Source organism: Streptomyces sp. NPDC056948 (genome assembly GCF_042674225.1).
In the GTDB taxonomy this organism is placed as follows: Bacteria; Actinomycetota; Actinomycetes; order Streptomycetales; family Streptomycetaceae; genus Streptomyces; species Streptomyces purpurascens.
The window spans coordinates 1-18,447 of record NZ_JBHUQX010000169.1 but is presented as its reverse complement, the minus strand read 5'-3'; the positions used below and the strand labels follow the sequence as shown (position 1 = coordinate 18,447).

Here is an 18,447-nt window from a genome sequence, read left to right as displayed (position 1 = left end):
CAGCAGGTCGGCGTAACCGTCGCTGTCGAGGTCCGCGGAGGCGAGGGCGGAGCCGAAGGCGTCGTCGGCCTCGGCGGCACCCGGCATCCCGGCGGTGTCCTGGGTGAGGAGCGTGCGCGTCGAGCTCTTCGGCCCGCTCGTGCTGCCGTAGACGACGGACACGGCGCCCGCCTTCGCCTTCCCGGCGACCGTGGCGCCCGGGGCGCCGATCGCCAGGTCGGTGCGGCCGTCGCCGTTGAAGTCGTACGGGGCGGCGGCGGTGGCGGCGTGGGCGGCGGGTGCGGTGAGGACCGCCGCGAGGGGGGTGAGGGCCGCCATGAGGAGAGCGGCGCTGCGCAGACGCATGGGTTTCCTTGCCTGGTAAGGAGACTGACGGCGTATCACGTGTGTCACTGAGCGATGGCCCAGGCGAAGTCGGAGCCGCCTTTGAGGGAGACGTCGCGGGCCGAGAGGAACTTCGACCCCGTGGTGGTCAGGCCGGAGGCGGCGCCGCGCAGGACGGTGACCGCGCCGTAGCCGTTCTCGTAGCCGGCGCCGCTGACCAGGTCGGCCTTGCCGTTCTTGTCGAGGTCGACCAGGCGCACCGTCATGCCGAAGGCGTCCATCGTCTCGTTGCTTCCGGGGACACCGGCGGTGTCCTGCGACCAGGACTTGGCGCCCTTGCCGCTCAGGCCGGAAGCCGAACCGAACAGGAGGGTCACCGAGCCCGCGTCCTCGACCGTGCCGATGTCCTCGGCCCAGGCGCCGACCGCGATGTCGGCGTAGCCGTCGCCGTTGACGTCGCCCGCGCTGATCGCCGAACCGAAGAGATCGCCGTGCTCACCGGCGCCGGGCACGCCCGCGGTGTCCTGGTGGATCACGGTCGGCGTCTGCGCCGGGTCGGGTCCGGTGGGGCCGCCGTACCAGACGGTGATCTGGCCGCCCTTGTGGCCGCCGGGCCTTTCGGCGCGCGGGTCCTGGTAGTCGCCGAGGACGAGGTCGCCGTAGCCGTCGCCGTTGACGTCGGCGATGGTGCCCTTCTCGCCGTCGGCCTGCGGCAGGTAGGTGCGGGCGTACTTGGTGCCGGTCCAGCGGTGGTAGCTGATCTCGCCGCCCTCGTCGCCGTCGACGAGGAACGGGTAGACGCGCTCGGCCGCGCCGTCGCCGCTCATGTCACCCGCGAACACCTCGTACGTCGAGCCGAACTCGCTGATGCCGGTGTGGCCGGCGGGGCCGGTCGTACGGCTGAAGGGGCCCTTGTAGAGGCGGGTGTGGCTCTGGCCGGTGATCGTCACGTCCGTCGCGCCGTCGCCGTCGAAGTCGCCGGTCGCGACGCCGGAGGAGAAGCCGCCCCCCTCGGAGAGGGTGGACGGCTGGGGCAGGCCCTTGCCGCCGGACAGACCCGACTTGCCGCCCCAGATGACGGTGGCCGAGCCGACGCCGTCCCGGTCGCCGATCGCCTCGTACTGGGCGCCGACGACCAGGTCGGAGTAGCCGTCGCGGTCCAGGTCACCGGCGGCGAGGCTGTTGCCGAAGCGGTCGCCGTACTCGGCGGCGCCGGGGACGCCCGCGGAGTTCTGCGTGATCACGGTCTTCTTCGCCGCCGAGACGCCGGACGACGAGCCGTACAGCACGACGACGGCACCGGCGCTCTGCACCGAGCCGACGTCGGCGCTCATGGCGCCGATGGCCACGTCCCGGTATCCGTCGCCGTTGAAGTCACCGGCGAGCCCCGAGGGCGCGGCGGCGGCCGTGCCGGCGGGGAGGGCGGTGGTGAGGAGGCCGGTGGTGAGGCCGGCGGCCAGGAGGAGAGTGCGGGTGCGCAAGGCGGGGCTCCGGGGGAGGAGGAGAGGGGTGAGGTGGGGCCGGGCTGAGAGCAGGGCCGTTCCCGGTGTGGAGGAGGGCGGGGTCGCGGGGTCGCGGGGGCGTGCGGGAGGTCAGGCGGGGTGGGCCGTGCGGGCGGTCCGGGCCGTGCGGGCGGCGCGCCGGGGCGTCGCGGTCGTCCTGGAAGGGGGCGTCGCCCTGCCGGTCGTAGCCGTAGCCGTAGCCGTGTCGGTCGTAGCCGTAGCCGTGCCGGTCGTTGCCGTGCCGGCGGTCGCGGGCATGAGCAACCCGCCCGTCGGCGCGGCCGGGGCGGTGGCCGTCGCGAGGGCGAGGCGCGGGTGCGAACGCCTCCGCGGGCGTCGCCGGTGCTGGTCCATGCGGGAGTCTCCTGCGGCACGCGGGATGCCTGGCGGGCATCCACCGTCGATGAAGTGCCGGGACCGTCCGTGTTCGCCGGGAGTTGTGCGGGCGTTCACGGGTGGTCGGCGATCAGGAGACCTGTGTGGAGACGTAAGGGTTGTACGTGAGTTCGGTTAATTCTTGAGGTGGAGGCGCCTAGAGGCAGAGGCGCTGTGTCACCCGGCCCGCACCGGCCGGTACCGCACATCCACCGCGGCCTTGCGGTCCTCCCCGGAGAGCAGATCCAGCGGTACGGGCGCACCCCCCGGGTTGTCGAACAGCCGGATCCCGTCGCCGAGCAGCACGGGCGCGATGTGCAGGTCGATCTCGTCGAGCAGCCCGCGCTCGAGGAGTTGGCGGCCGATGCTCGGCGAGAAGACCTCCACGTTCTTGCCGCCGGCGGCCTCCAGGGCGATGCGCAGCGCCTTGGCGACGTCGCAGCTCAGGAACGTCACGCCCGGCGTGGGCTTCGCGTCCTCCGGGCGGTGCGTGAGCACGAAGACGGGGCCCTGCCAGGCGCCGCCGTAGATCCCCGTGGGATCGGGATACGCGTCCCAGCCGGCCCGGCCGCCCAGCACCGCGCCGGTCGTCTCGGCGTACTCCCGGACGAGGCCGGGGCGGAAGGTCGCCCCCGTCATCCAGTCCATCGTGTGGTCCGGGCCCGCGACGAATCCGTCGAGGGACATGGTGAAGTGCCAGAGCACCTTGCCCGCCGCGGTCTGCGGATCCATGCCGGTCGGCCTCCCCTGGACGGTCACGGCTGCCTGCGGACCCGGTAGCGCAGGTGCAGTACCCGGTCGCCCTGGATCCCCGTGTGCGGGTCCTCCAGCAGGTGCTGGGCGTCGACCGATCCGAAGTACCGCTTGCCCGAGCCGAAGACCACCGGTACGACGTCCATCGCCACCTCGTCGATCAGACCGAGGGCGAACGCCTGCCCGCCGACGTCACCCGCCGCCACACCGACGTCGCGGTCCTCCCCGGTCAGCTCCCTGGCCTTGGCGACCGCCTCCTCCACCCCGTCGACGAAGTGGAACGGCGCGTCCGGGTGCCAGCCCTGGGGCCGGGGCCGATGCGACACGACCACCAGGTGCTCGCCCGCGGGCGGCGTCCCCTCCCACCCGTTGGTCATATCGAACACGTGCCGCCCCACGACCAGCGTCCCGATCTTCGCCAGCGTGGGCTTCAGATAATCGGCCGAGACCTTGGACACCCTGGCGTATTCATTCAGCGGGGTGTCGCCGTTGCCGTACCAGTCGAAGAGGGGCCCGACCTGATCGTCCGCGTCGGCGATGAAGCCGTCCACGGACACGACGTTGTGCATGATCACGCTGCCCATCGCATCTCCCATGCGCCCGGGGGCCGGGGCGGCCCTTCCGTATGCATAGACCTGCCCCGAGCCCGGAGCTCATCGCCCGGGCTCGGGACAGGGGAGGGGTCACACGTTCAGCGGCTGCTTCGAGCCGCCGCGATGCCGACCCTTCGGCAGGGCCGTCTTCGCCGTCAGCCCGCGCGACTGCCACGCGTTGTCGCGGAGCTTGAACAGGGCCCAGTAGCGGGTCGGGCACAGCAGCACGATGTTCATGAACACCGACGTCGGGGTGCCGACGAGCCAGGAGCGCCACCGCTGACGCGCGGTCATGTCCGGCCGCATGAGGACGTACAGCCCCGACTGGCCGTACCGGACCACCAGGTACACGGCGAGATACACCAGGGCCACGCCGGGGTTGTGGTACCGGCCGCCCAGGGTCAGGAGCGTCATGACGACGGTCCAGGCCAGCATCACCGGGGTGATGACGAGCTGGAGCAGCCCGAAGGTCGGCGATATGAGCTGCTTCGGCGACAGCCGTGCGAACACGAACGGCAGCATCCACCACCACGACCGGGCCCAGCGCAGACGCTGACGGTAGGTCTTCCGCAGCGTCGTCGGCATGTCGGTGACCACGCCGGCCTCGTTGACGGCCACGACCTCACCGCGCATGAGTGCCCGCAGCGCCAGCCAGCGGTCGTCGCCGGTGCCGCACTCCACCTCGTAGGCGTCCAGGTGGTCGTAGAGCAACTCGGCCCGGTAGAGAGCCAGGGCGCCCGAGGTCGTCTCCAGGGCTCCGAGCTTGGAGCGCGAGGAGCGCATCATCACGCACGAGGTGCCGATGTCGATGTCCGCGGCCCGGGAGACCCAGGTCTCCTCGAAGTTGCGGACGTAGATCATGCCGGTGGTGGCCTGGATCCGCGGGTTGCTCATGGCCCGGAGCTGCTGTTCGAGCGCGTCCGGGAAGGGCTCACCGTCCGAGTCGATGGTGAGCACGTACTCGAAGTGCTTGCCCTGCTCCTGAAGGTGCCGGAGCACGGTGACCTGGGCCCCGCGCTTGCCCTTGTTCTCCTGCCGGTGCCAGAAGACCCGGGGGTGGTCGAAGGGCTCCACCGGGTGCTGCCGCGAGCCGTCGTCGATCACATGGATCTCGTCGACCGGATGCGTCTGGGCCAGCAGTGACCGCACCGTGCGGTGCAGGTTCTGCGTGGGCTCCTCGAAGGCCGGGATGATCGCCACCGTGCGGCCCGGAGCCACCGGGAGGTGGGTGAAGGACCGGCCCTTCAGGAACGAGACCAGGCAGAGCACGATGACCAGCATGCCCAGCCACCAGTAGAACGTCAGGATCGGGCTCTTCGACTGGAGGTGCACCACCACGGTGGCAGCGGCGAGAGCCGTCACCACCACGGCGGTCACCGCGGTGAATCTGCCCCGTGACGCGCGGGTGTGCGAGGTGCTCAAGCGGTCACTCGCTTGCCGCGGGTGGCCGTGCGGAACACCACCACACCGCCGATCACGAAGAGCATGGCCCCCAGCACGATCCATCCCAGAGCCGTACCGCCCGTGGCCGCCAGGGCGGCTCCACCGGTGGCGGTACCGATCGCCGCGCCCACACCGTTCTGTCCGTACATGTCTTTCTCTCTTTCCTCTGTGGCTATCCGGGTGGCTCTCGTCAGAGCCGTTCGATGTGGGGTGCGGCGGTCATGACGCCACGGGTGTCGAGGACGTAGGCGGCCTCGGCGGCGAGTCGTACGAGGTCGAACTCGCCGTGCGGGGTGAGCAGGACGACGGCGTCGTAGTCGGCGAGGCGCGTGCCGCCGTCCGCCGCGGTGAAGGGAATCTCCCGGCAATTCCCGTCCGCCACCGGCAGATAGGGGTCTACGACGGTGACGTCCGCGCCCATCGCCCGCAGCCGGTCGGTGACCTCGACGGCCGGCGACTGGCGGGCGTCCGACGTGCCCGGCTTGTACGCGGCCCCCAGCGCCAGGATGCGCGCCCCGTGCACGCTGCGGCGGAAGCGGCGGCTCAGGGAGTCCTGGAGGCGGCGTACGACGTAGTCGGGCTGGGACTCGTTGATGTCCTGGGCCAGTTCGATGAGCCGGAAGGTCTGTCCGTGCCGTGCCTTGACGTGGTGGCTGAGGTACACCGGGTCGATGGGCAGGCAGTGTCCGCCGACGCCGGGCCCGGGCAGGAACTTGGTGAAGCCGAAGGGCTTGGTCGCCGCCAGCTCAAGGGTGTGCCACACATCGACGCCCAGGGTGTGGGCCATCCGGGAAAGCTCGTTGACCAGGGCGATGTTGACGTGCCGGTAGGTGTTCTCGAACACCTTGGCCAGCTCGGCCTCCTCCAGCCCGGAGGCCGGCACGGTGACGTCGGTGACCGAGTCGTAGAAGGCCTTCACGTGCCGTAGACAGTCGTCCGTCAGCCCGGCGACGATCTTCGGTGTGTTCTCCAGCCGCCAGTCGGCGTTGCCCGGGTCGATGCGCTCGGGGCTGAACCCGACGTGGAAGTCGCGCCCGGCGACGAGGCCGGAGCCCTCCTCCAGCAGCGGGACGAGCACGTCACGGGTGGTGCCGGGGTGCGTGGTCGACTCGAGTACGACGGTGGCGCCCGGCTCGATCCACGCGGACAGCACGCGGCCGGCGTCCCGGACGCAGCTGAGGTCCGGTGCGCGGTCGGTCAGCGGAGTGGGCACGGTGATGACCGCGACATCGAAGCCCTTGAGGTCCTGCGGGTCCGAGGTGGCGGTGTAGCCGCCCGAACCCAGCACCGCCTGAAGGCGGCTGGACTCGATGTCCTCGACGTACGACGATCCGGCGGCCAGCCTCTCGCAACGCGACCGGTCGGGTTCGTAGCCGGTCGCGCTGTGACCGGCCTCGGCGGCCCTCACGGCCAGGGGCAGGCCGACATAGCCCTGCCCCAGCACACATATGTGCATGGTGGTTTCCTCACCCCTGAAGTACGGCCGCCTGTTCCTGAAGCAGGCGGCCGTGGCGTGGTACTGCGTGAGAAGCGGTGTGGGAACGGCACCATCACCGCATCGCCGGCTTGTCCGGGCCCCCTTGCCCGCACGTGCGCGAAGCGCAACCAGCGATCTTCACAAACCCCCCTCATTTGTGGACCTTCATAGTTCAACAAGAATTCGCTAGGCGGAACCCTCTTTACTGATTCGATACCTGTGAAGTGCGGTGGGGGTGCCGGTCATTGAGGGGTGATGCCTGGTCAAGTGACTCTTCGTCGGACCTGTTGTTGCTGGCGCAAGGGGGTGTGGCGGGTGGCCGGGACTGCTGGAGGCGGAGAGGGGATCTTCACATTTCCCGGACGGCGTGTGTGCTGGGAACGGCGTCCGCGCGAATGCACTCGCGAATCCTGCGCGCCCCCTAATGCGCCCCCACGCCACATCTCCGGACCATCGCCGGTTACCCAGGGTTCGCCCAGGCAGAGGCGATGGGGGCGCGCCCGGCGCCGGCAGGCCTCACTCTTGGCCATCGATGAAGCCCGGCCGTCGGTGCGGAGGCCGGTGTCGTGACGGTGAAGGGTGGGGCCACGCGGTTCGCTTTCCGCGGGGGCGGCCGGATTCCCGCGGAGGCGGCCGGACAGAGCGCGGCTCTCCGGACCGTTCTGCCGCCGGACGTGACCTCAGGTCAGGCCTGGAGCTTGTCGTAGCCCACGCGGCACGAGATCGGCCGGCGCCATGCCGTCGTAGTGATCGAGCAGGGCGGCGTCGGCGACGACGGCCTCGACATCGCGCAGCGCGGCCGCCCGGGCGGCACCGGCGGCCACTTCGACGTTCCTCGGATCCAGCTCGACCAGCCGCGCCCGCCCGCCAGTCGATCCGCTCCCGCCCGGTCGAAAGCCGCCGACCGAGGGGCGACCGGGGGGCGTCGTACGCCTCATGTCGCTTCTCCCGGCCCTTGGGCGGAGCCTGGGTTGCAGGGGAGGGAGCTGTCAGCCTGCCGTTCGGCGCGCCGTGTTCTCCTGCCACTCCCGGCCGATCGATCGCATCAGGGCCGGGTACACCCCCAGGTACCGGAACGGTTTGATGCCGAGCATGTACAGGGAGCCGAGGCGGCCGTTGGGCTTCACCAGGACGGCCATCTGGCCGCGGTAGCCGCCGTTCCCGTCGGAGACCCAGCCGATGTGCATCACCCCGTGCATGGTCTTGTTGGCGTACTCGGCGGCCCACTCGTCGTGTGTCTGGAAGACCGATGTGAAGGGCGCCGCGCTGAGGTCGGGCCCCTGCGGCCCCTCGCGCAGGTCGTCCGGCAGCCGGTCGCGCAGCGTCGCCACCCTGCCGCCGACGCCCGAGTCCGGCTTGTCCCAGCCGAGCAGTGCGCCGAGCTTCCACCGCACGGCGAAAAGGAAGCGGCCCACGGGGTTGCCGGCGTCCGGACCGTCCTCGCCGTCCGCCATCTGCCGGACCAGGTGGTGCAGGTCGTCCGGGCCGCCCGGCGTCGGCAGCGCCCACAGATCCTCGAGCCGGAAGTCGCCTGCGATCTCGTGGATCCGCCAGGGGCGGGAGGTGTGGTCGGTTGAGGGAAGGCGCAGATCGCTCATGGCGGATCCTTGTCTATACGGTGGCGTATAGATCGAGCATAGACCCATCTATACGGCTCCGTATACTGGGCCGCGACATGTGAGGGGGAGGCACGGTATGGGCGCGATCCGTACGCCGCGGGACAAGTGGATCGAGGAGGGGCTGCGGGCGCTTGCCGCCGGCGGCCCCGAGGCTGTCCGGGTCGAGGTCCTCGCTCGGGCGCTCGGCGTCAGCAAGGGCGGTTTCTACGGCTACTTCCGCAACCGTGCCGACCTGCTGGAGGAGATGCTCGACACCTGGGAGCGCGGGGTCACCGAGGATGTCATCGAGCGGATCGAGCGCGACGGGGGTGACGCCCGCGAGCGGCTCGGGCGTCTCTTCGACTTCGTGGGGTCGGGCGAGACGCGCGTGACCAGCGCCGGGGTCGAGCTCGCGATCCGCGACTGGGCCCGGCGTGACGAAGGCGTCGCGCGTTGCCTCCGCCGGGCCGACAACCGGCGCATGGACTATCTGCGCGAGCTCTACGGGGCCTTCTGCCCCGACGAGGGCGATGTCGAGGCCCGCTGTCTGATCACCTTCTCGCTGCGCATCGGCGACCACCTCATCGCAGCCGACAACGGCCCGCGCAGCCGCACGGAAGTCCTCGCCGCGGTCAGGAACCGGCTGTTGGGCTGAGCGGTCTCGGCCGAGAAGCACCAGGGGTGTGCGAAAGGCGACGCCGCCGATGACGTCCTGGTGGCTCCGGAGCATCCCCCCTGAGACCGAGCGGCCGCTCCTGCTGCGGGCGGACGCCCGGGGCGCGCCCCGTTTGGGAAGCTGTCGATCATGACGACCGCTATACCACCGGGCCCCGACGGCCTCCCCTATCACCGCCTGGGCCACCTCACGGGCCGTCACCGCTGGTGGCGGCCCTTGGTCGGCACTGTGCTGTTCTTCGGCGCCTATCTCATAGTCGTCCTCCTGCTGGTCGCCGTCACCTACGTCTTCGGCGCGTTGGCCGATACCCGCGAACTCCCCGATGGTGGACCGGACTTGGGGCCGCTCGGCAACACGGCGATGGATCTGACGTCCATCGCCATCGCCCTGCCGCTGGTTCTGCTGGCCGTGTTGTGGCCGGGGCGGCGACCGGTCGGCACCGTCTCGTCGGTTGCCGGACGGCTGCGGTGGCGCTGGCTGGGGTGGTGTCTGCTGGCCGCGGTGCTCCCTGTGGCCGTGCTGACGGGGACCGCTTTCCTCCTGCCCGAGGGCGAGTCCGGCTCGGGGGAATCCGCGGTGTGGGTGGGCTGGGGGTCGTTCCTCACGTCCCTGGGCGTGCTGGCCGTCTTCGTCCCGGTGCAGGCCGCCGCCGAGGAGTACGTCTTCCGGGGCTGGCTGACGCAGGCGGTCGGTGCGTTCGCCCGTTCTCCCTGGTTCGCCGTGCTCCCGCAGGCCGTGCTGTTCGCCGCCGCCCATGGCTGGGGCACTGGGTGGGGCTTCACCAGCCTGCTGGTCTTCGGTGTGGTCGCGGCGTGGCTGACCATCCGTACCGGTGGCCTGGAGGCAGCCATCGCCCTGCACGCCCTGAACAACCTGGTGGCCTTCGGCACCCTCGCCGCGGTCGTCGACGGCCTGACGTCCGACGAGACCGCGGCGGACTCGCCCTGGTCACTCGCCCTCGCGGACATGGCGACGACCCTGATGTACGCGGCGCTCGTGCTGTGGCTCGCCCGACGCCACCACCCGCAGCGCCTCGCCCCGCCGATGCCCCCGCCCGCCCCGCACCCGCCCTACGCCCCATACCCCTCGTACGGCATGCCGTACGGGGCCATGCCCGGCCACCACCCCTACGGCGTCCCGGGCGGCGTCACCCCGCCGGGCACTGGCACCGCACCTCATGGAGACGTACCGCCCGCTCCAGGGCCGTAGCCTCGGGGCAGCCCGAACGGGCTGGTGGCCCCGCCCCGTCGCCGAGGCGGGACAACGGTCCTACGGCGCGGGATCGAACGTCACGGTGGTGTCGGGGCAGTCCTGCGCGAGCCGGGTGAGTGCCTCGAACTCGACGGTGTCGGCACTGAGGCCCCAGCGGAGCTTGGTCGCGACCCACTCCGAGGTGTACCGGCACGTGACACCGGCGGCCGGCGGCAGCCACTCGGCCGGATCCTTGTCGGCCTTGCTGCGGTTCGAGGCCGCGGTGACCGCGATGAGGGAGGTCAGGGCGTCGAGGTCGTTGGCGTACGCCTCACGCCGCTGGGCGGTCCACTGCGAAGCCCCGGAATCCCAGGCCTCGGCGAGCGGCACCATGTGGTCGACGTCCAGGGAGCCGGCCTCGGTCACCCACCGGGCGTCGTAGTACGACCACCATCGCCCGCCGGAGAGCCTGCAACCGGCGAGGACCTCGGGCGGGTCGACCGCCTCGGAGATGAGCACCTCCGCGCGCGTGTTGCAGCCGTCGGTGGGGTTCTGGCCCGCGTTCCAGTGCCGGAAGCTCGTGCGCTGGTAGCCCTCCCGCACCTCCTCCGCGAGAGGCAGGACGCCGACTGCGGTCGCCATCGGGAGCGTGCGCGGCTCGGCTGCCCGGCCGTGCGCCTGGGCCGGACTGGGGGCCAGCAGGGGAAGGACAACGAGTGCGGCCGCGAGCGCGGCCCGCCTGAGGTTTTTGATCACGCATCGCAGAATCGATTGCGCGTACCTCGTTCGAGGGGCTCGACTCGAACGAATGCGCCATATGGATGCGTGGGTTCACCGGGCAGGTGTTCTATGGGTCGCCCGATGGGGGGTGTCTGCGCCGTGCTTGGCCACCTCGGTGAGCCAGGGACAGGTCTCGCCCGGCGCCGGCCGGGCACCGGGTGTGGGTCAGGGGCCGCCGACCGCGTGGAAGTCGAGGTTGGCGACGCTGTGGTGCCAGGCCAGGGCCACGAGGATGAGGAGCGCGCCGTACACGGTGGCGGGGACGGTGACCCAGGCTGAGAGATGCGGGGCGGCCTTGACCAGCATCAGAACGATGTAGAACACGTCGATGAGACCGACGCCCAGGTAGGCGATGAGGGTCGCGGCGCGCTGCCGGCGGGCGGCCGTGTGCGGGTTGGAGGCCCGTTCACTGGCGGTGACGCCGAGGACGGCGCGGTCCAGGTGGGGACCGCTCGGAGGCTCCACCGCGTCCAGGAGCGCCTTCTCGAGGGTGAGGATGGAGCGGGCCCGGACGGCGGCCAGGTTGACCATCTGGGCCTGGAAGGCCAGGACGCAGATCAGGGGGAACGGCAGCAGGCTGATGGTCCAGCCCAGCAGGTCGAGCTTGTCGTAGAAGGCGATCGTGCCCACGAGGTAGGTGACGGCGGCACCCATGGTGGCGAGGCTGACGGTGAGGGTGCTGGAGCGGTCGGCACGGTCGGACTGGTAGATGGCGGTGAGCACGTGCAGGCGGTCGGACAACGCGGCTCCTTCGGCGATCGGCGGTTCCTCGGCACGCGCGCTTCACGGCGTCGGTGATGCGCCCCTCAGCCGCTCCAGGGCGGAGAGCATCGCGGACTCGGCTTCATCGAGGGCGCCTCGGCGTCCCAGCAGCCGCTCGGTCTCGTCGAAGCGGTCGGCCGCGTCGCGGTAGCCGAGGGCGCGCAGGGCGGCTACGCGATCGGGCGAGAAGTTCATCAGACCGGTCAGCGGCCCGAGCGGGCCCGGCGGGACGACCGGGAGGCTCGGCCGGATGTCGACGCGGACGAGGCCGGTCGCAGCGCCCGGCGCCACCCGGGCATCGGGATGCAGGTGCAGGACGACGAGGATGTCGCAGTGCTCCTCCGATGCGAACGCGCGCACGGGGGTGCGGTCACCGCGGCCCAGGCCGCCGTCGAGGTAGGCGCATCCGTCGATCACTCGGGTCGGGAAGACGAACGGGAGCGCGGCGCTGGCCAGGACCGCCTCGCGGACCTGCGGTGCGGCCAGGTCGTTGAGCCGGATGATGGTGGCCCGGGCACCGCCCATCCACCGGCCGATCTCCCTCAGGTGCCGCAGCCGCTGGGGCACGGCATGGTGGCCCGCCAGGGGATAGGCGGTGACCCACAGGGGCAGCCCGGCACGGATGCGTTCGGCGTCCACGGCCTCGTCGATCAGTTCTTCGAGCAGGGCGGTCCGCTGCTTGAGAGCCCGCAGGCGCGGGCCCAGACGCCGTATCTGGCGTGCCGTGCTCTCCATGGCGACTCCGGCCTCGTCCAGCGGCAGCCCCCGGGCCTCGGACGGTGCGACCCCCATGCGGACGGAGAAGCGTTCCCAGAACGTGGCCAGCCGTTCGACGCCGTGGAAGAGGGACTCCTCGCTGGCCAGCACGGCGCCGTTGAGGGCACCGATGCTGGTGCCGGCGATCGCGGACACGCGGGCGCCTCGCTCCGCCATGTAGTCCAGAACTCCGAGTTCGTAGGCGCCCTTGGCCCCGCCGCCGGCCAGCACCAGCCCGATGCGCACGGAGGTGTGCGGGGTGTCCGGCGCCCGGGATCGGCCGACCGGACCGGGGGGCGGGTCCTGGTGCGAGGTCCCCGGGCCCTGGTGCGGAACTCCCGGGCGCCGGGCCACCTCCAGGGCCTTGCGTCCGAGGTCGGTGAAGTCCGCGGAGCCGGTCATGAGGCGCTCCTCGCCTTCTGGAGCCGGGAGCGGCGCGCGGCCGCCTCCGCGAACTGCTCTCCGACCAGTTGCCGCAGCAGTTCCTCCGCCGTCAGGCTGGCGGCGACGTAGCGGGTGCCGTTGCGGACCGCGCCGCGCAGCGCCGTTCTCGCCACGGCGTCGGGGTCCGCGCCCCGCACCGTGGTCGCCGCCGCTGTGCTGAGCGCGGTGCTCAGAGGCCCGCGCGCACCGGTCAGGTCCTCCCGCAGCCCCTCCCCCAGCAGTTCGGCCAACATGGCCCTGTGGTCGTCGCCGGGTAGCTGGCGGGTGGCCTCGGCCAGCAGGCCGGTCACGGATCTGACGCCGTCGAACCACGGTGTCGGCGGGTCCTGAAGCATGCGGTCGACCAGCTCCTGCTCGACCTGGGCGCCGCGTTCGGTGTCGGAGAACTCTCCGGCGGGGCCGGCGGCGACCTCCCGGGCCAGGAGTACGGCCCCGAAGAGGCGGCCCAGTCCCGGATCGGGGCGAGGATGGCGCCAGCGTCGAACCGCGTCGTCGATGGCGAGCCTGCTCTCGACCTTGCGCAGCCGCTCGTCGTGCTCGGCCAGCCCGCGCCCGGTCTGTTCGGCGAGTTGCGCCAGCACGAGGGCGAGTTCGCGGATGTCGCCCTCGGCCCACTCCAGGCGGCTGTCGAGTTCCTTCACGTCCTCGCGGACCCGGGACACCTCGTCGGTGACCTCGGCGACGACCAGGTCGGTGACCGCGAGCCGTGCGGTGAGGCTGGACAGCCAGGCCAGGGTGTCGCGTTGAGAGCCGACCAGGGCGCCGGTGACGGCGAGGTCCTGTCTGCGGCGGCGCCCGGTGACCTGGCCCAGCAGTCTGGCGAAGAACCCCTGGCGTACCGTGGCCCGCACGAGATCGTCCGCGGTGTGCAGGTCGTTGAGCAGTTCGAGGAGCAGTCGGTCGTCCACCAGCGGGACACCTCGGGCGACTTCGCGCGGGTTCAACGGCCGGTTCACGGGCGGCCCGTCGGCGTCACGAACACGATCGGCCGGCTGAGCCTCTGTGGCCGGTCGCCGCCCACGACGTACGCGGGAGCGATCAGGAACTCCGGTTGAACGTCGTCGGCCTGCTGCTGTTCCCAGGGCTGGTAGTGGTCCGCCGGCAGGCCCGTCAGGTCGACGGCGAAGTCGAGTTCGGCGGTGAGCGCAAGGCCCGCCATGCCCTCTCGCAGTTCCGCCGCCCTCCGGAAGACGGCGGCGAACTGGCCCCGGAACTGCGTTCCCTCGGTGGCCAGACCGAGCGCGCGCAGCCGGGCGACGATCTCTTCCGGGGTGCTGGACATCGGCTGGTCGAGCGGCTGGAACAGGAGCACGACGAGGTGCGCGACGGCCTGGGCGCGACGCCGCGCCAGCTCCGTGCGTCCTTCGTCCCCGTCCTTGGGGCACAGCAGGCGTCCCAGGTCGCGCAGGGCCTGCGTCACCAGAGTCCGGTACGTCTGGGCGAGTTCGAGGTGACGGCGATGGACGTCGGAGGTGGCGCGGCCCGCGTCGATCGCGTCGCGCACTCCCTGGTCGCGCAGGGCGTCCAGAAGCAACTCGACGTTGCGTGCCACCGCGTCGAGCCGCTCGCCGAGGCCGTCCACGCGGCGAAGCAGGGCTTCCGTCCTTGCGTCCGTCCGCGTGGTAAGGGCCTCGGTCTGCCGCTTGATGTCCTCGGCGACCTGCTCGCGCAGCCACCGGCACCAGGCAGCGGTGTCGCGCTGGTTCTTGTCCTTCTTGCCCGCTCCCCACCCACGCGGGGAGCCCGGTTCCATGAACTCGTCGTGCTCTCGGTCTTCGGAGTCGAAGCCGTATGTGCTCCGGTCCATGAATCACCCACCTGCCTTGCCGTGCCGTCCGTACAGTTCCGTGAACGTGATCGTGGCCTTGCGACGCGTGCCACTGACTCGGTCGCGGGTCTCCACGGCGATCTCCGAGCCGCCGAACGCGTAGTAGATGTCGAGCTTTCGTTTGGACGACGGCAGGTTCACGGAGCCGGACACATCTGCGGTGACCGTCCCCACACGTTCACAGCCCTCCTCGTCGGTGTACTGCGGATCGTCGCTGAAGGTCGCGAGCAGAGGGATGTCGAAGGTGCGGACGTTGCGTTCCGTCACCCTGAGGTTGGCCTCGACGACCCGGTCGACGGGGACCAGGTCGCCGCGCCGCACCATGACGCGGAATCGCCGGTTGCACCTCACGTCCCCTTCATCGTCGGTGAAGCGCTTGTCCACCGGGTCCACCTCGTTGCGGAAGGGCATGGAGCACGCGAAGCCATAGGTGTACTTCGAGCGGCGTCCCCAGATGACGGACGGGTCGTAGGCGAAGTGCACGGCCCCGCCGAGGACGGCGACCGCGGGATCCTGCGGGATCACTACCTTGATCTCGCCGCCGAACCGGTGGGCGATCCGGTCCCGCAGATAGGTGGAGCGGGCGAATCCGCCGACGATGAGGATCTGGCCCACGCCTTTGACGGGGCCGCCGTCGAGGACGATCCGGCACTGCCGTTCGATCGTGTCCAGAACCGGCTCGACCACCGAGTCGTGGAGCGCGGTGACCTCCTCAGGGGTCAGGACGAGGTGATAGGGGTCGTCGAAGGCCAGCTCCGTCAGCCGCTCCCTGGTGGACTCCGTGAGTGCCTCCCAGAGCCGGCCGGGTACTTCGATGTCGCAGGGGCTGGTGAGGGCGGGTGTGCCGTCGGGGTCCGTCTCGGAGTGCAGGCCGAGCTTCTGCTCCTCCCAGCGGTCCTCCAGCATGGCGATCTCCCGAGGGTGGGAAACCGTCAGTGCCTTCAACTGCTCGACGCCGAAGCGGTCTGCGAGCACGTGCTCGACGAAGTGCTGGTTGATGTAGGCCGATCCCAGTGGGCCGCCGTCCGCGATTCCGATCTCGGCCAGCCGGTTGGAGCCGACGCCTTCCGGGCGGATCTGGTAACTGGTGATGTCGACGGTGCCGCCGCCGCAGTCGACCACCATGAAGCGGCTGCCGGCCGTCGCGACCTCGAGACGGCCTTCGGGCCGCGTCGGACCGAGCAGGGTGCCAGGGGTGAGCGCGCAGTAGACGGCCGCCGCCTCCGGCTCGCTGACGAGCAGCAGCCGTTCCGCGTCGGCGGGCATGCCGGCTTGTGCCGCGGCGTAACGCATCGCCTGTTTCTCGGAGTCCGTCCAGATCGCGGGTACCGTGATGCACCAGCGGATGTCGTCCTCTGTGAATCCGATACCGCGGTAGCTGGTCGCCTTGATCTCCTGGAGGGCTGTCCGGTACAGCTTGCCGAGACAGTCCGCGATCAACCCCCGCACCGTCTGACGGTCGGCCCCGGCGAGGCTGCCGAGGAAGCGCGGTACGTCGACCCGCGGGGCGTCGGACCGCAGCGCCATCTTGAACCTGGTGGCGTATCCGAGACGGCTCGGATTTCCCCGGCTGAGTTCGGTCTGCCAGCGTTTGCGAGCCTCGAATCCGAACTCAACGGCCGTTCCGTACTGATCCACCAGGACGGCCGTCAGATCCTTCGGATAGGAACTGCTGCCGCCGCGGGGTACGAAGTCCTGGTAGACGATGTAGCGGTTGTTGATCATGTTCTGCAGATTCGAAACAGTCGCCCAGGCGAATCCGGAGCCATGTGTTCCGAAGTCGATGGCAGCGACGACCTTGGGCACGAACGCGCTGACGGACGGTGAATGGCTCAACCCAGCCCTCCCCCTCAGACCGGATGCGGGCAGGGGACAAGAAGACTCGACGCGCTCCGGTCCCCACCCTCGTACGCGCGAACCGGCCTGCAGAGTGGCCGATTCAACGCGTTCTTCATTCCCACGGGGCCGCTGTGAAAACACATAACAATGTTGTCAGTCGGGAGATCCAGCGGAGTCGTCCCGGCAGGAATTCCGAATGTGACGCCGCTCGGTCCGAGCGATTCTGTTCGAATGAGTCAATTTGCTGGTCAGTATCTTTCGCCGGTGCCTATGTCAGCCCGTCAAGGCCAGTCGTGTCATCAAGGACGGAAGCGAAGGCGAATGCGACAGTCGTACGAAAGATTCCGGTTCGGCCTGGGGCCCGGTCACCCGATCCTGATCTCGTAGCGCAACTGCTGGCACCGGGCGGGCATCACCATGCGGTCCACCTGGATCGGCCGGTCGTCGCGGTCCAGGGTGAGCCGGGTGAGGCGCAGGACGGGTTCCGTCGGCGTCAGCCGCAGGGCTCGCTGTTCCTCTTCCTCGGGCAGGCCAGCCGTCACGTCCTCCCTTACCAGCGCGCCGACATGACCCAGCTCGGCGAGCAGCGTGACGGCTCCGCCGCGGATCTTGGCCGTACCGGCGAGCGCGGTGCCCCGGGCGACGCCGACCGGGTAGTAGGTGTCGGTCAGTTCGTTCGGCTCGTCGTCGAGGAGGATCAGGCGGCGCCGTACGACGACGGGTTCTCCGTCCGCGATGCCGAGCAGCACCGCGACCTCGGCGGGTGCGGGCACCTCCCCGGCATGCACGATGCGCTGCGAGCCGCGTCGCCCCTGAGCCGCCGCGTCAGCGCTCCAGGCATCGCCCTGATCTCGCTCGCGCGGCGTCAGGTACGGCATCGACGTGCTGATCCACTTACTCGCGCTCACGGTGCCCTCCGGTACAGCTGAAGATGCCAACAGGCTTGTTCAGCAGCAACGTAGAGACAGGGGCCCGGCCGCGCGTGGCGGTCTCTGGCTACGCTCCGTCGTCCGAGGGCTCCTCGGGGCGCTCCGCGACGAACGAGCCCAGGCCGACCTCGGCGCGGATGAGTCCTTCCGTCTTGAGGTGGGGCAGGGCCTTCTGTGCGGTCGAGGCGGCGATTCCGAACTCGGTGGAGAGCTCGACGACGGACGGCACCCGACTGCCTACGGGATACGCCCCCTCGGCGATGCGGTCGGCGATGGCTGCTGCCACCTGCCGCCAGACAGGGCGCGTGCGATCAAGCTCGGGACTCATGCAGTGGACGCTAAAACTCTGCGGTAGACCGCGCGACCGCAGTAGACTGCGGTAGACCGCGATCGAGAAGTGCTGAACGCGGAGACCCCCGCGACGGGTGGAGCCGTCCGGGGGCATGGCCACCAGCCACAGTCGAACGGAGCTGATGACGTGACCGACCTTATCTGCCGTTTCCTCACGTGGGCGGGCCTCTTGGCCGTCCCTCGCAGCGGGCGCTGCCGCCCCGCTCACCCACCACGATCCTGGTCCGCCGCCACCTCCCCGGAGTGGGCTCCACTTCCCGCTCACCGCAGCCCGTACGGGACGGGCACAGCCCTCGACGGCACCGCGACCGTCGCCGTACGCCCCTACCTGGTCGCCCACGAGCAACGCCAACGCCGTCGCGAACTGGCCATGGCGATCCTGAGGCCGGACATGCCGGGGCCCTACTGGCATGAGGGGACCGAGGTCGCCTGATGGCCGAGGAAGCCGAATCGCCGGAGTCGAAGGCGGTGGAGCCCTTGCGCGCAGCGCGTCTCCTGCCGTGGTCGACCCTCGAGGGCAAGTCGAGCTACCTGATCACTGACGCGTGTGGAGGGCGCCTGTCCCGCTTGGCCGACATCACGGAAGAAACGCAGCTCACCATGGGTGCTCAACTTCTCGCCCACGCGGACGACATGCTCCCGAATGCCACCGAGACACAACTCCGCTTTCTCGCCGAGCGCTTGACCGAAGCCCTGCGTGACACCCTTCGCGTCGCCGAGTGCAGGGGGCAGCGGGGCGGTGGACCTGCGGGGCGGACAGTCCCATGAGCCTCGCCGTTGCCGCTCCGGGCGAGTAGGCCGTAAAACACCGACGCCCCCTGCCCGT

22 protein-coding genes are annotated in these 18,447 nt (G+C 70.6%); 4 read left to right on the top strand and 18 right to left on the bottom strand.

Annotation, left to right across the window (positions count from 1 at the left end):
- The 10 genes from ACFTZL_RS22305 to ACFTZL_RS22260 all read right to left on the bottom strand — a co-directional run.
- A partial coding sequence (locus tag ACFTZL_RS22305; RefSeq protein WP_382585477.1) for an integrin alpha occupies positions 1 to 345 on the bottom strand: 345 nt, incomplete at its 3' end.
- Between the two features lie 44 nt (positions 346 to 389).
- Positions 390 to 1,805 (bottom strand): FG-GAP-like repeat-containing protein, encoded by a 1,416-nt coding sequence (locus ACFTZL_RS22300; RefSeq protein WP_382585474.1) that lies wholly within the window; start codon positions 1,803 to 1,805, stop codon positions 390 to 392.
- A gap of 111 nt (positions 1,806 to 1,916) precedes the next feature.
- Entirely contained in the window at positions 1,917 to 2,180 is a 264-nt protein-coding gene (locus ACFTZL_RS22295; protein ID WP_382585472.1) for a hypothetical protein, read from the bottom strand.
- A 198-nt stretch (positions 2,181 to 2,378) separates the two neighbouring features.
- Positions 2,379 to 2,933: a dihydrofolate reductase family protein gene (locus ACFTZL_RS22290; protein ID WP_382585469.1), complete on the bottom strand. Its 555-nt coding sequence runs from the start codon at positions 2,931 to 2,933 to the stop codon at positions 2,379 to 2,381.
- Between the two features lie 23 nt (positions 2,934 to 2,956).
- Positions 2,957 to 3,538: a dihydrofolate reductase family protein gene (locus ACFTZL_RS22285; protein ID WP_382585466.1), complete on the bottom strand. Its 582-nt coding sequence runs from the start codon at positions 3,536 to 3,538 to the stop codon at positions 2,957 to 2,959.
- A gap of 99 nt (positions 3,539 to 3,637) precedes the next feature.
- Positions 3,638 to 4,924: a glycosyltransferase gene (locus ACFTZL_RS22280; RefSeq protein WP_382585464.1), complete on the bottom strand. Its 1,287-nt coding sequence runs from the start codon at positions 4,922 to 4,924 to the stop codon at positions 3,638 to 3,640.
- Positions 4,925 to 4,965: 41 nt separating this feature from the next.
- Entirely contained in the window at positions 4,966 to 5,139 is a 174-nt protein-coding gene (locus ACFTZL_RS22275; protein ID WP_382585462.1) for a hypothetical protein, read from the bottom strand.
- A 41-nt stretch (positions 5,140 to 5,180) separates the two neighbouring features.
- A complete protein-coding gene (locus ACFTZL_RS22270; RefSeq protein ID WP_382585459.1) occupies positions 5,181 to 6,446 on the bottom strand; it encodes a nucleotide sugar dehydrogenase in 1,266 nt (421 codons plus the stop codon).
- A 701-nt stretch (positions 6,447 to 7,147) separates the two neighbouring features.
- Positions 7,148 to 7,405 carry a hypothetical protein gene (locus tag ACFTZL_RS22265; protein WP_382585457.1) on the bottom strand — a complete coding sequence of 86 codons (258 nt, stop codon included), beginning with the start codon at positions 7,403 to 7,405 and terminating at the stop codon, positions 7,148 to 7,150.
- Between the two features lie 51 nt (positions 7,406 to 7,456).
- Positions 7,457 to 8,065, bottom strand: a complete 609-nt coding sequence (locus ACFTZL_RS22260) for a DUF2867 domain-containing protein (RefSeq protein ID WP_382585454.1) — start codon at positions 8,063 to 8,065, stop codon at positions 7,457 to 7,459.
- A gap of 97 nt (positions 8,066 to 8,162) precedes the next feature.
- Between ACFTZL_RS22260 and ACFTZL_RS22255 the strand changes: the two genes are divergently transcribed.
- Positions 8,163 to 8,720, top strand: a complete 558-nt coding sequence (locus tag ACFTZL_RS22255) for a TetR/AcrR family transcriptional regulator (protein WP_382585451.1) — start codon at positions 8,163 to 8,165, stop codon at positions 8,718 to 8,720.
- A 150-nt stretch (positions 8,721 to 8,870) separates the two neighbouring features.
- A complete protein-coding gene (locus tag ACFTZL_RS22250) occupies positions 8,871 to 9,950 on the top strand; it encodes a CPBP family intramembrane glutamic endopeptidase (protein WP_382585449.1) in 1,080 nt (359 codons plus the stop codon).
- A 60-nt stretch (positions 9,951 to 10,010) separates the two neighbouring features.
- On the opposite strand, the gene ACFTZL_RS22245 is transcribed toward ACFTZL_RS22250, so the two are convergent.
- From ACFTZL_RS22245 to ACFTZL_RS22210, 8 genes are all read right to left on the bottom strand, one after another.
- Positions 10,011 to 10,688 (bottom strand): HNH endonuclease family protein, encoded by a 678-nt coding sequence (locus ACFTZL_RS22245; RefSeq protein ID WP_382585446.1) that lies wholly within the window; start codon positions 10,686 to 10,688, stop codon positions 10,011 to 10,013.
- Between the two features lie 189 nt (positions 10,689 to 10,877).
- Positions 10,878 to 11,453 carry a hypothetical protein gene (locus tag ACFTZL_RS22240; protein ID WP_382585443.1) on the bottom strand — a complete coding sequence of 192 codons (576 nt, stop codon included), beginning with the start codon at positions 11,451 to 11,453 and terminating at the stop codon, positions 10,878 to 10,880.
- A gap of 42 nt (positions 11,454 to 11,495) precedes the next feature.
- Positions 11,496 to 12,632, bottom strand: a complete 1,137-nt coding sequence (locus tag ACFTZL_RS22235; protein WP_382585441.1) for a patatin-like phospholipase family protein — start codon at positions 12,630 to 12,632, stop codon at positions 11,496 to 11,498.
- Positions 12,629 to 13,582: a diguanylate cyclase regulator RdcB family protein gene (locus ACFTZL_RS22230; RefSeq protein WP_382585438.1), complete on the bottom strand. Its 954-nt coding sequence runs from the start codon at positions 13,580 to 13,582 to the stop codon at positions 12,629 to 12,631. The genes ACFTZL_RS22235 and ACFTZL_RS22230 overlap by 4 nt, the downstream gene beginning before the upstream one ends.
- 44 nt (positions 13,583 to 13,626) lie before the next feature.
- Positions 13,627 to 14,481, bottom strand: a complete 855-nt coding sequence (locus ACFTZL_RS22225) for a hypothetical protein (protein WP_382585435.1) — start codon at positions 14,479 to 14,481, stop codon at positions 13,627 to 13,629.
- 3 nt (positions 14,482 to 14,484) lie between these two features.
- Positions 14,485 to 16,338, bottom strand: a complete 1,854-nt coding sequence (locus ACFTZL_RS22220; RefSeq protein WP_382585432.1) for an Hsp70 family protein — start codon at positions 16,336 to 16,338, stop codon at positions 14,485 to 14,487.
- A gap of 368 nt (positions 16,339 to 16,706) precedes the next feature.
- Positions 16,707 to 17,249 (bottom strand): GntR family transcriptional regulator, encoded by a 543-nt coding sequence (locus ACFTZL_RS22215; RefSeq protein ID WP_382585429.1) that lies wholly within the window; start codon positions 17,247 to 17,249, stop codon positions 16,707 to 16,709.
- A gap of 88 nt (positions 17,250 to 17,337) precedes the next feature.
- Complete coding sequence (locus tag ACFTZL_RS22210; protein WP_382585426.1) at positions 17,338 to 17,598, bottom strand: GntR family transcriptional regulator; 261 nt, start codon at positions 17,596 to 17,598, stop codon at positions 17,338 to 17,340.
- Between the two features lie 150 nt (positions 17,599 to 17,748).
- Between ACFTZL_RS22210 and ACFTZL_RS22205 the strand changes: the two genes are divergently transcribed.
- Entirely contained in the window at positions 17,749 to 18,054 is a 306-nt protein-coding gene (locus ACFTZL_RS22205; RefSeq protein ID WP_382585423.1) for a hypothetical protein, read from the top strand.
- The gene (locus ACFTZL_RS22200; protein WP_382585420.1) at positions 18,054 to 18,389 is read left to right on the top strand and encodes a hypothetical protein; all 336 of its coding nucleotides are present in this window, start codon (positions 18,054 to 18,056) and stop codon (positions 18,387 to 18,389) included. Before ACFTZL_RS22205 ends, ACFTZL_RS22200 begins: the two co-directional genes overlap by 1 nt.
- Positions 18,390 to 18,447 lie beyond the last annotated feature (58 nt).

Excerpts from the sequence above, each read along its gene's own strand:
- ACFTZL_RS22260 (WP_382585454.1), bottom strand. The coding sequence starts at position 8,065 with ATGAGCGATCTGCGCCTTCCCTCAACCGACCACACCTCCCGCCCCTGG.
- ACFTZL_RS22285 (WP_382585466.1), bottom strand. The coding sequence starts at position 3,538 with ATGGGCAGCGTGATCATGCACAACGTCGTGTCCGTGGACGGCTTCATC.
- ACFTZL_RS22290 (WP_382585469.1), bottom strand. The coding sequence starts at position 2,933 with ATGGATCCGCAGACCGCGGCGGGCAAGGTGCTCTGGCACTTCACCATG.
- ACFTZL_RS22295 (WP_382585472.1), bottom strand. The coding sequence starts at position 2,180 with ATGGACCAGCACCGGCGACGCCCGCGGAGGCGTTCGCACCCGCGCCTC.
- ACFTZL_RS22225 (WP_382585435.1), bottom strand. The coding sequence starts at position 14,481 with ATGGACCGGAGCACATACGGCTTCGACTCCGAAGACCGAGAGCACGAC.
- ACFTZL_RS22275 (WP_382585462.1), bottom strand. The coding sequence starts at position 5,139 with ATGTACGGACAGAACGGTGTGGGCGCGGCGATCGGTACCGCCACCGGT.
- ACFTZL_RS22255 (WP_382585451.1), top strand. The coding sequence starts at position 8,163 with ATGGGCGCGATCCGTACGCCGCGGGACAAGTGGATCGAGGAGGGGCTG.
- ACFTZL_RS22235 (WP_382585441.1), bottom strand. The coding sequence starts at position 12,632 with ATGACCGGCTCCGCGGACTTCACCGACCTCGGACGCAAGGCCCTGGAG.
- ACFTZL_RS22210 (WP_382585426.1), bottom strand. The coding sequence starts at position 17,598 with ATGAGTCCCGAGCTTGATCGCACGCGCCCTGTCTGGCGGCAGGTGGCA.
- ACFTZL_RS22200 (WP_382585420.1), top strand. The coding sequence starts at position 18,054 with ATGGCCGAGGAAGCCGAATCGCCGGAGTCGAAGGCGGTGGAGCCCTTG.
- ACFTZL_RS22250 (WP_382585449.1), top strand. The coding sequence starts at position 8,871 with ATGACGACCGCTATACCACCGGGCCCCGACGGCCTCCCCTATCACCGC.
- ACFTZL_RS22265 (WP_382585457.1), bottom strand. The coding sequence starts at position 7,405 with ATGAGGCGTACGACGCCCCCCGGTCGCCCCTCGGTCGGCGGCTTTCGA.
- ACFTZL_RS22270 (WP_382585459.1), bottom strand. The coding sequence starts at position 6,446 with ATGCACATATGTGTGCTGGGGCAGGGCTATGTCGGCCTGCCCCTGGCC.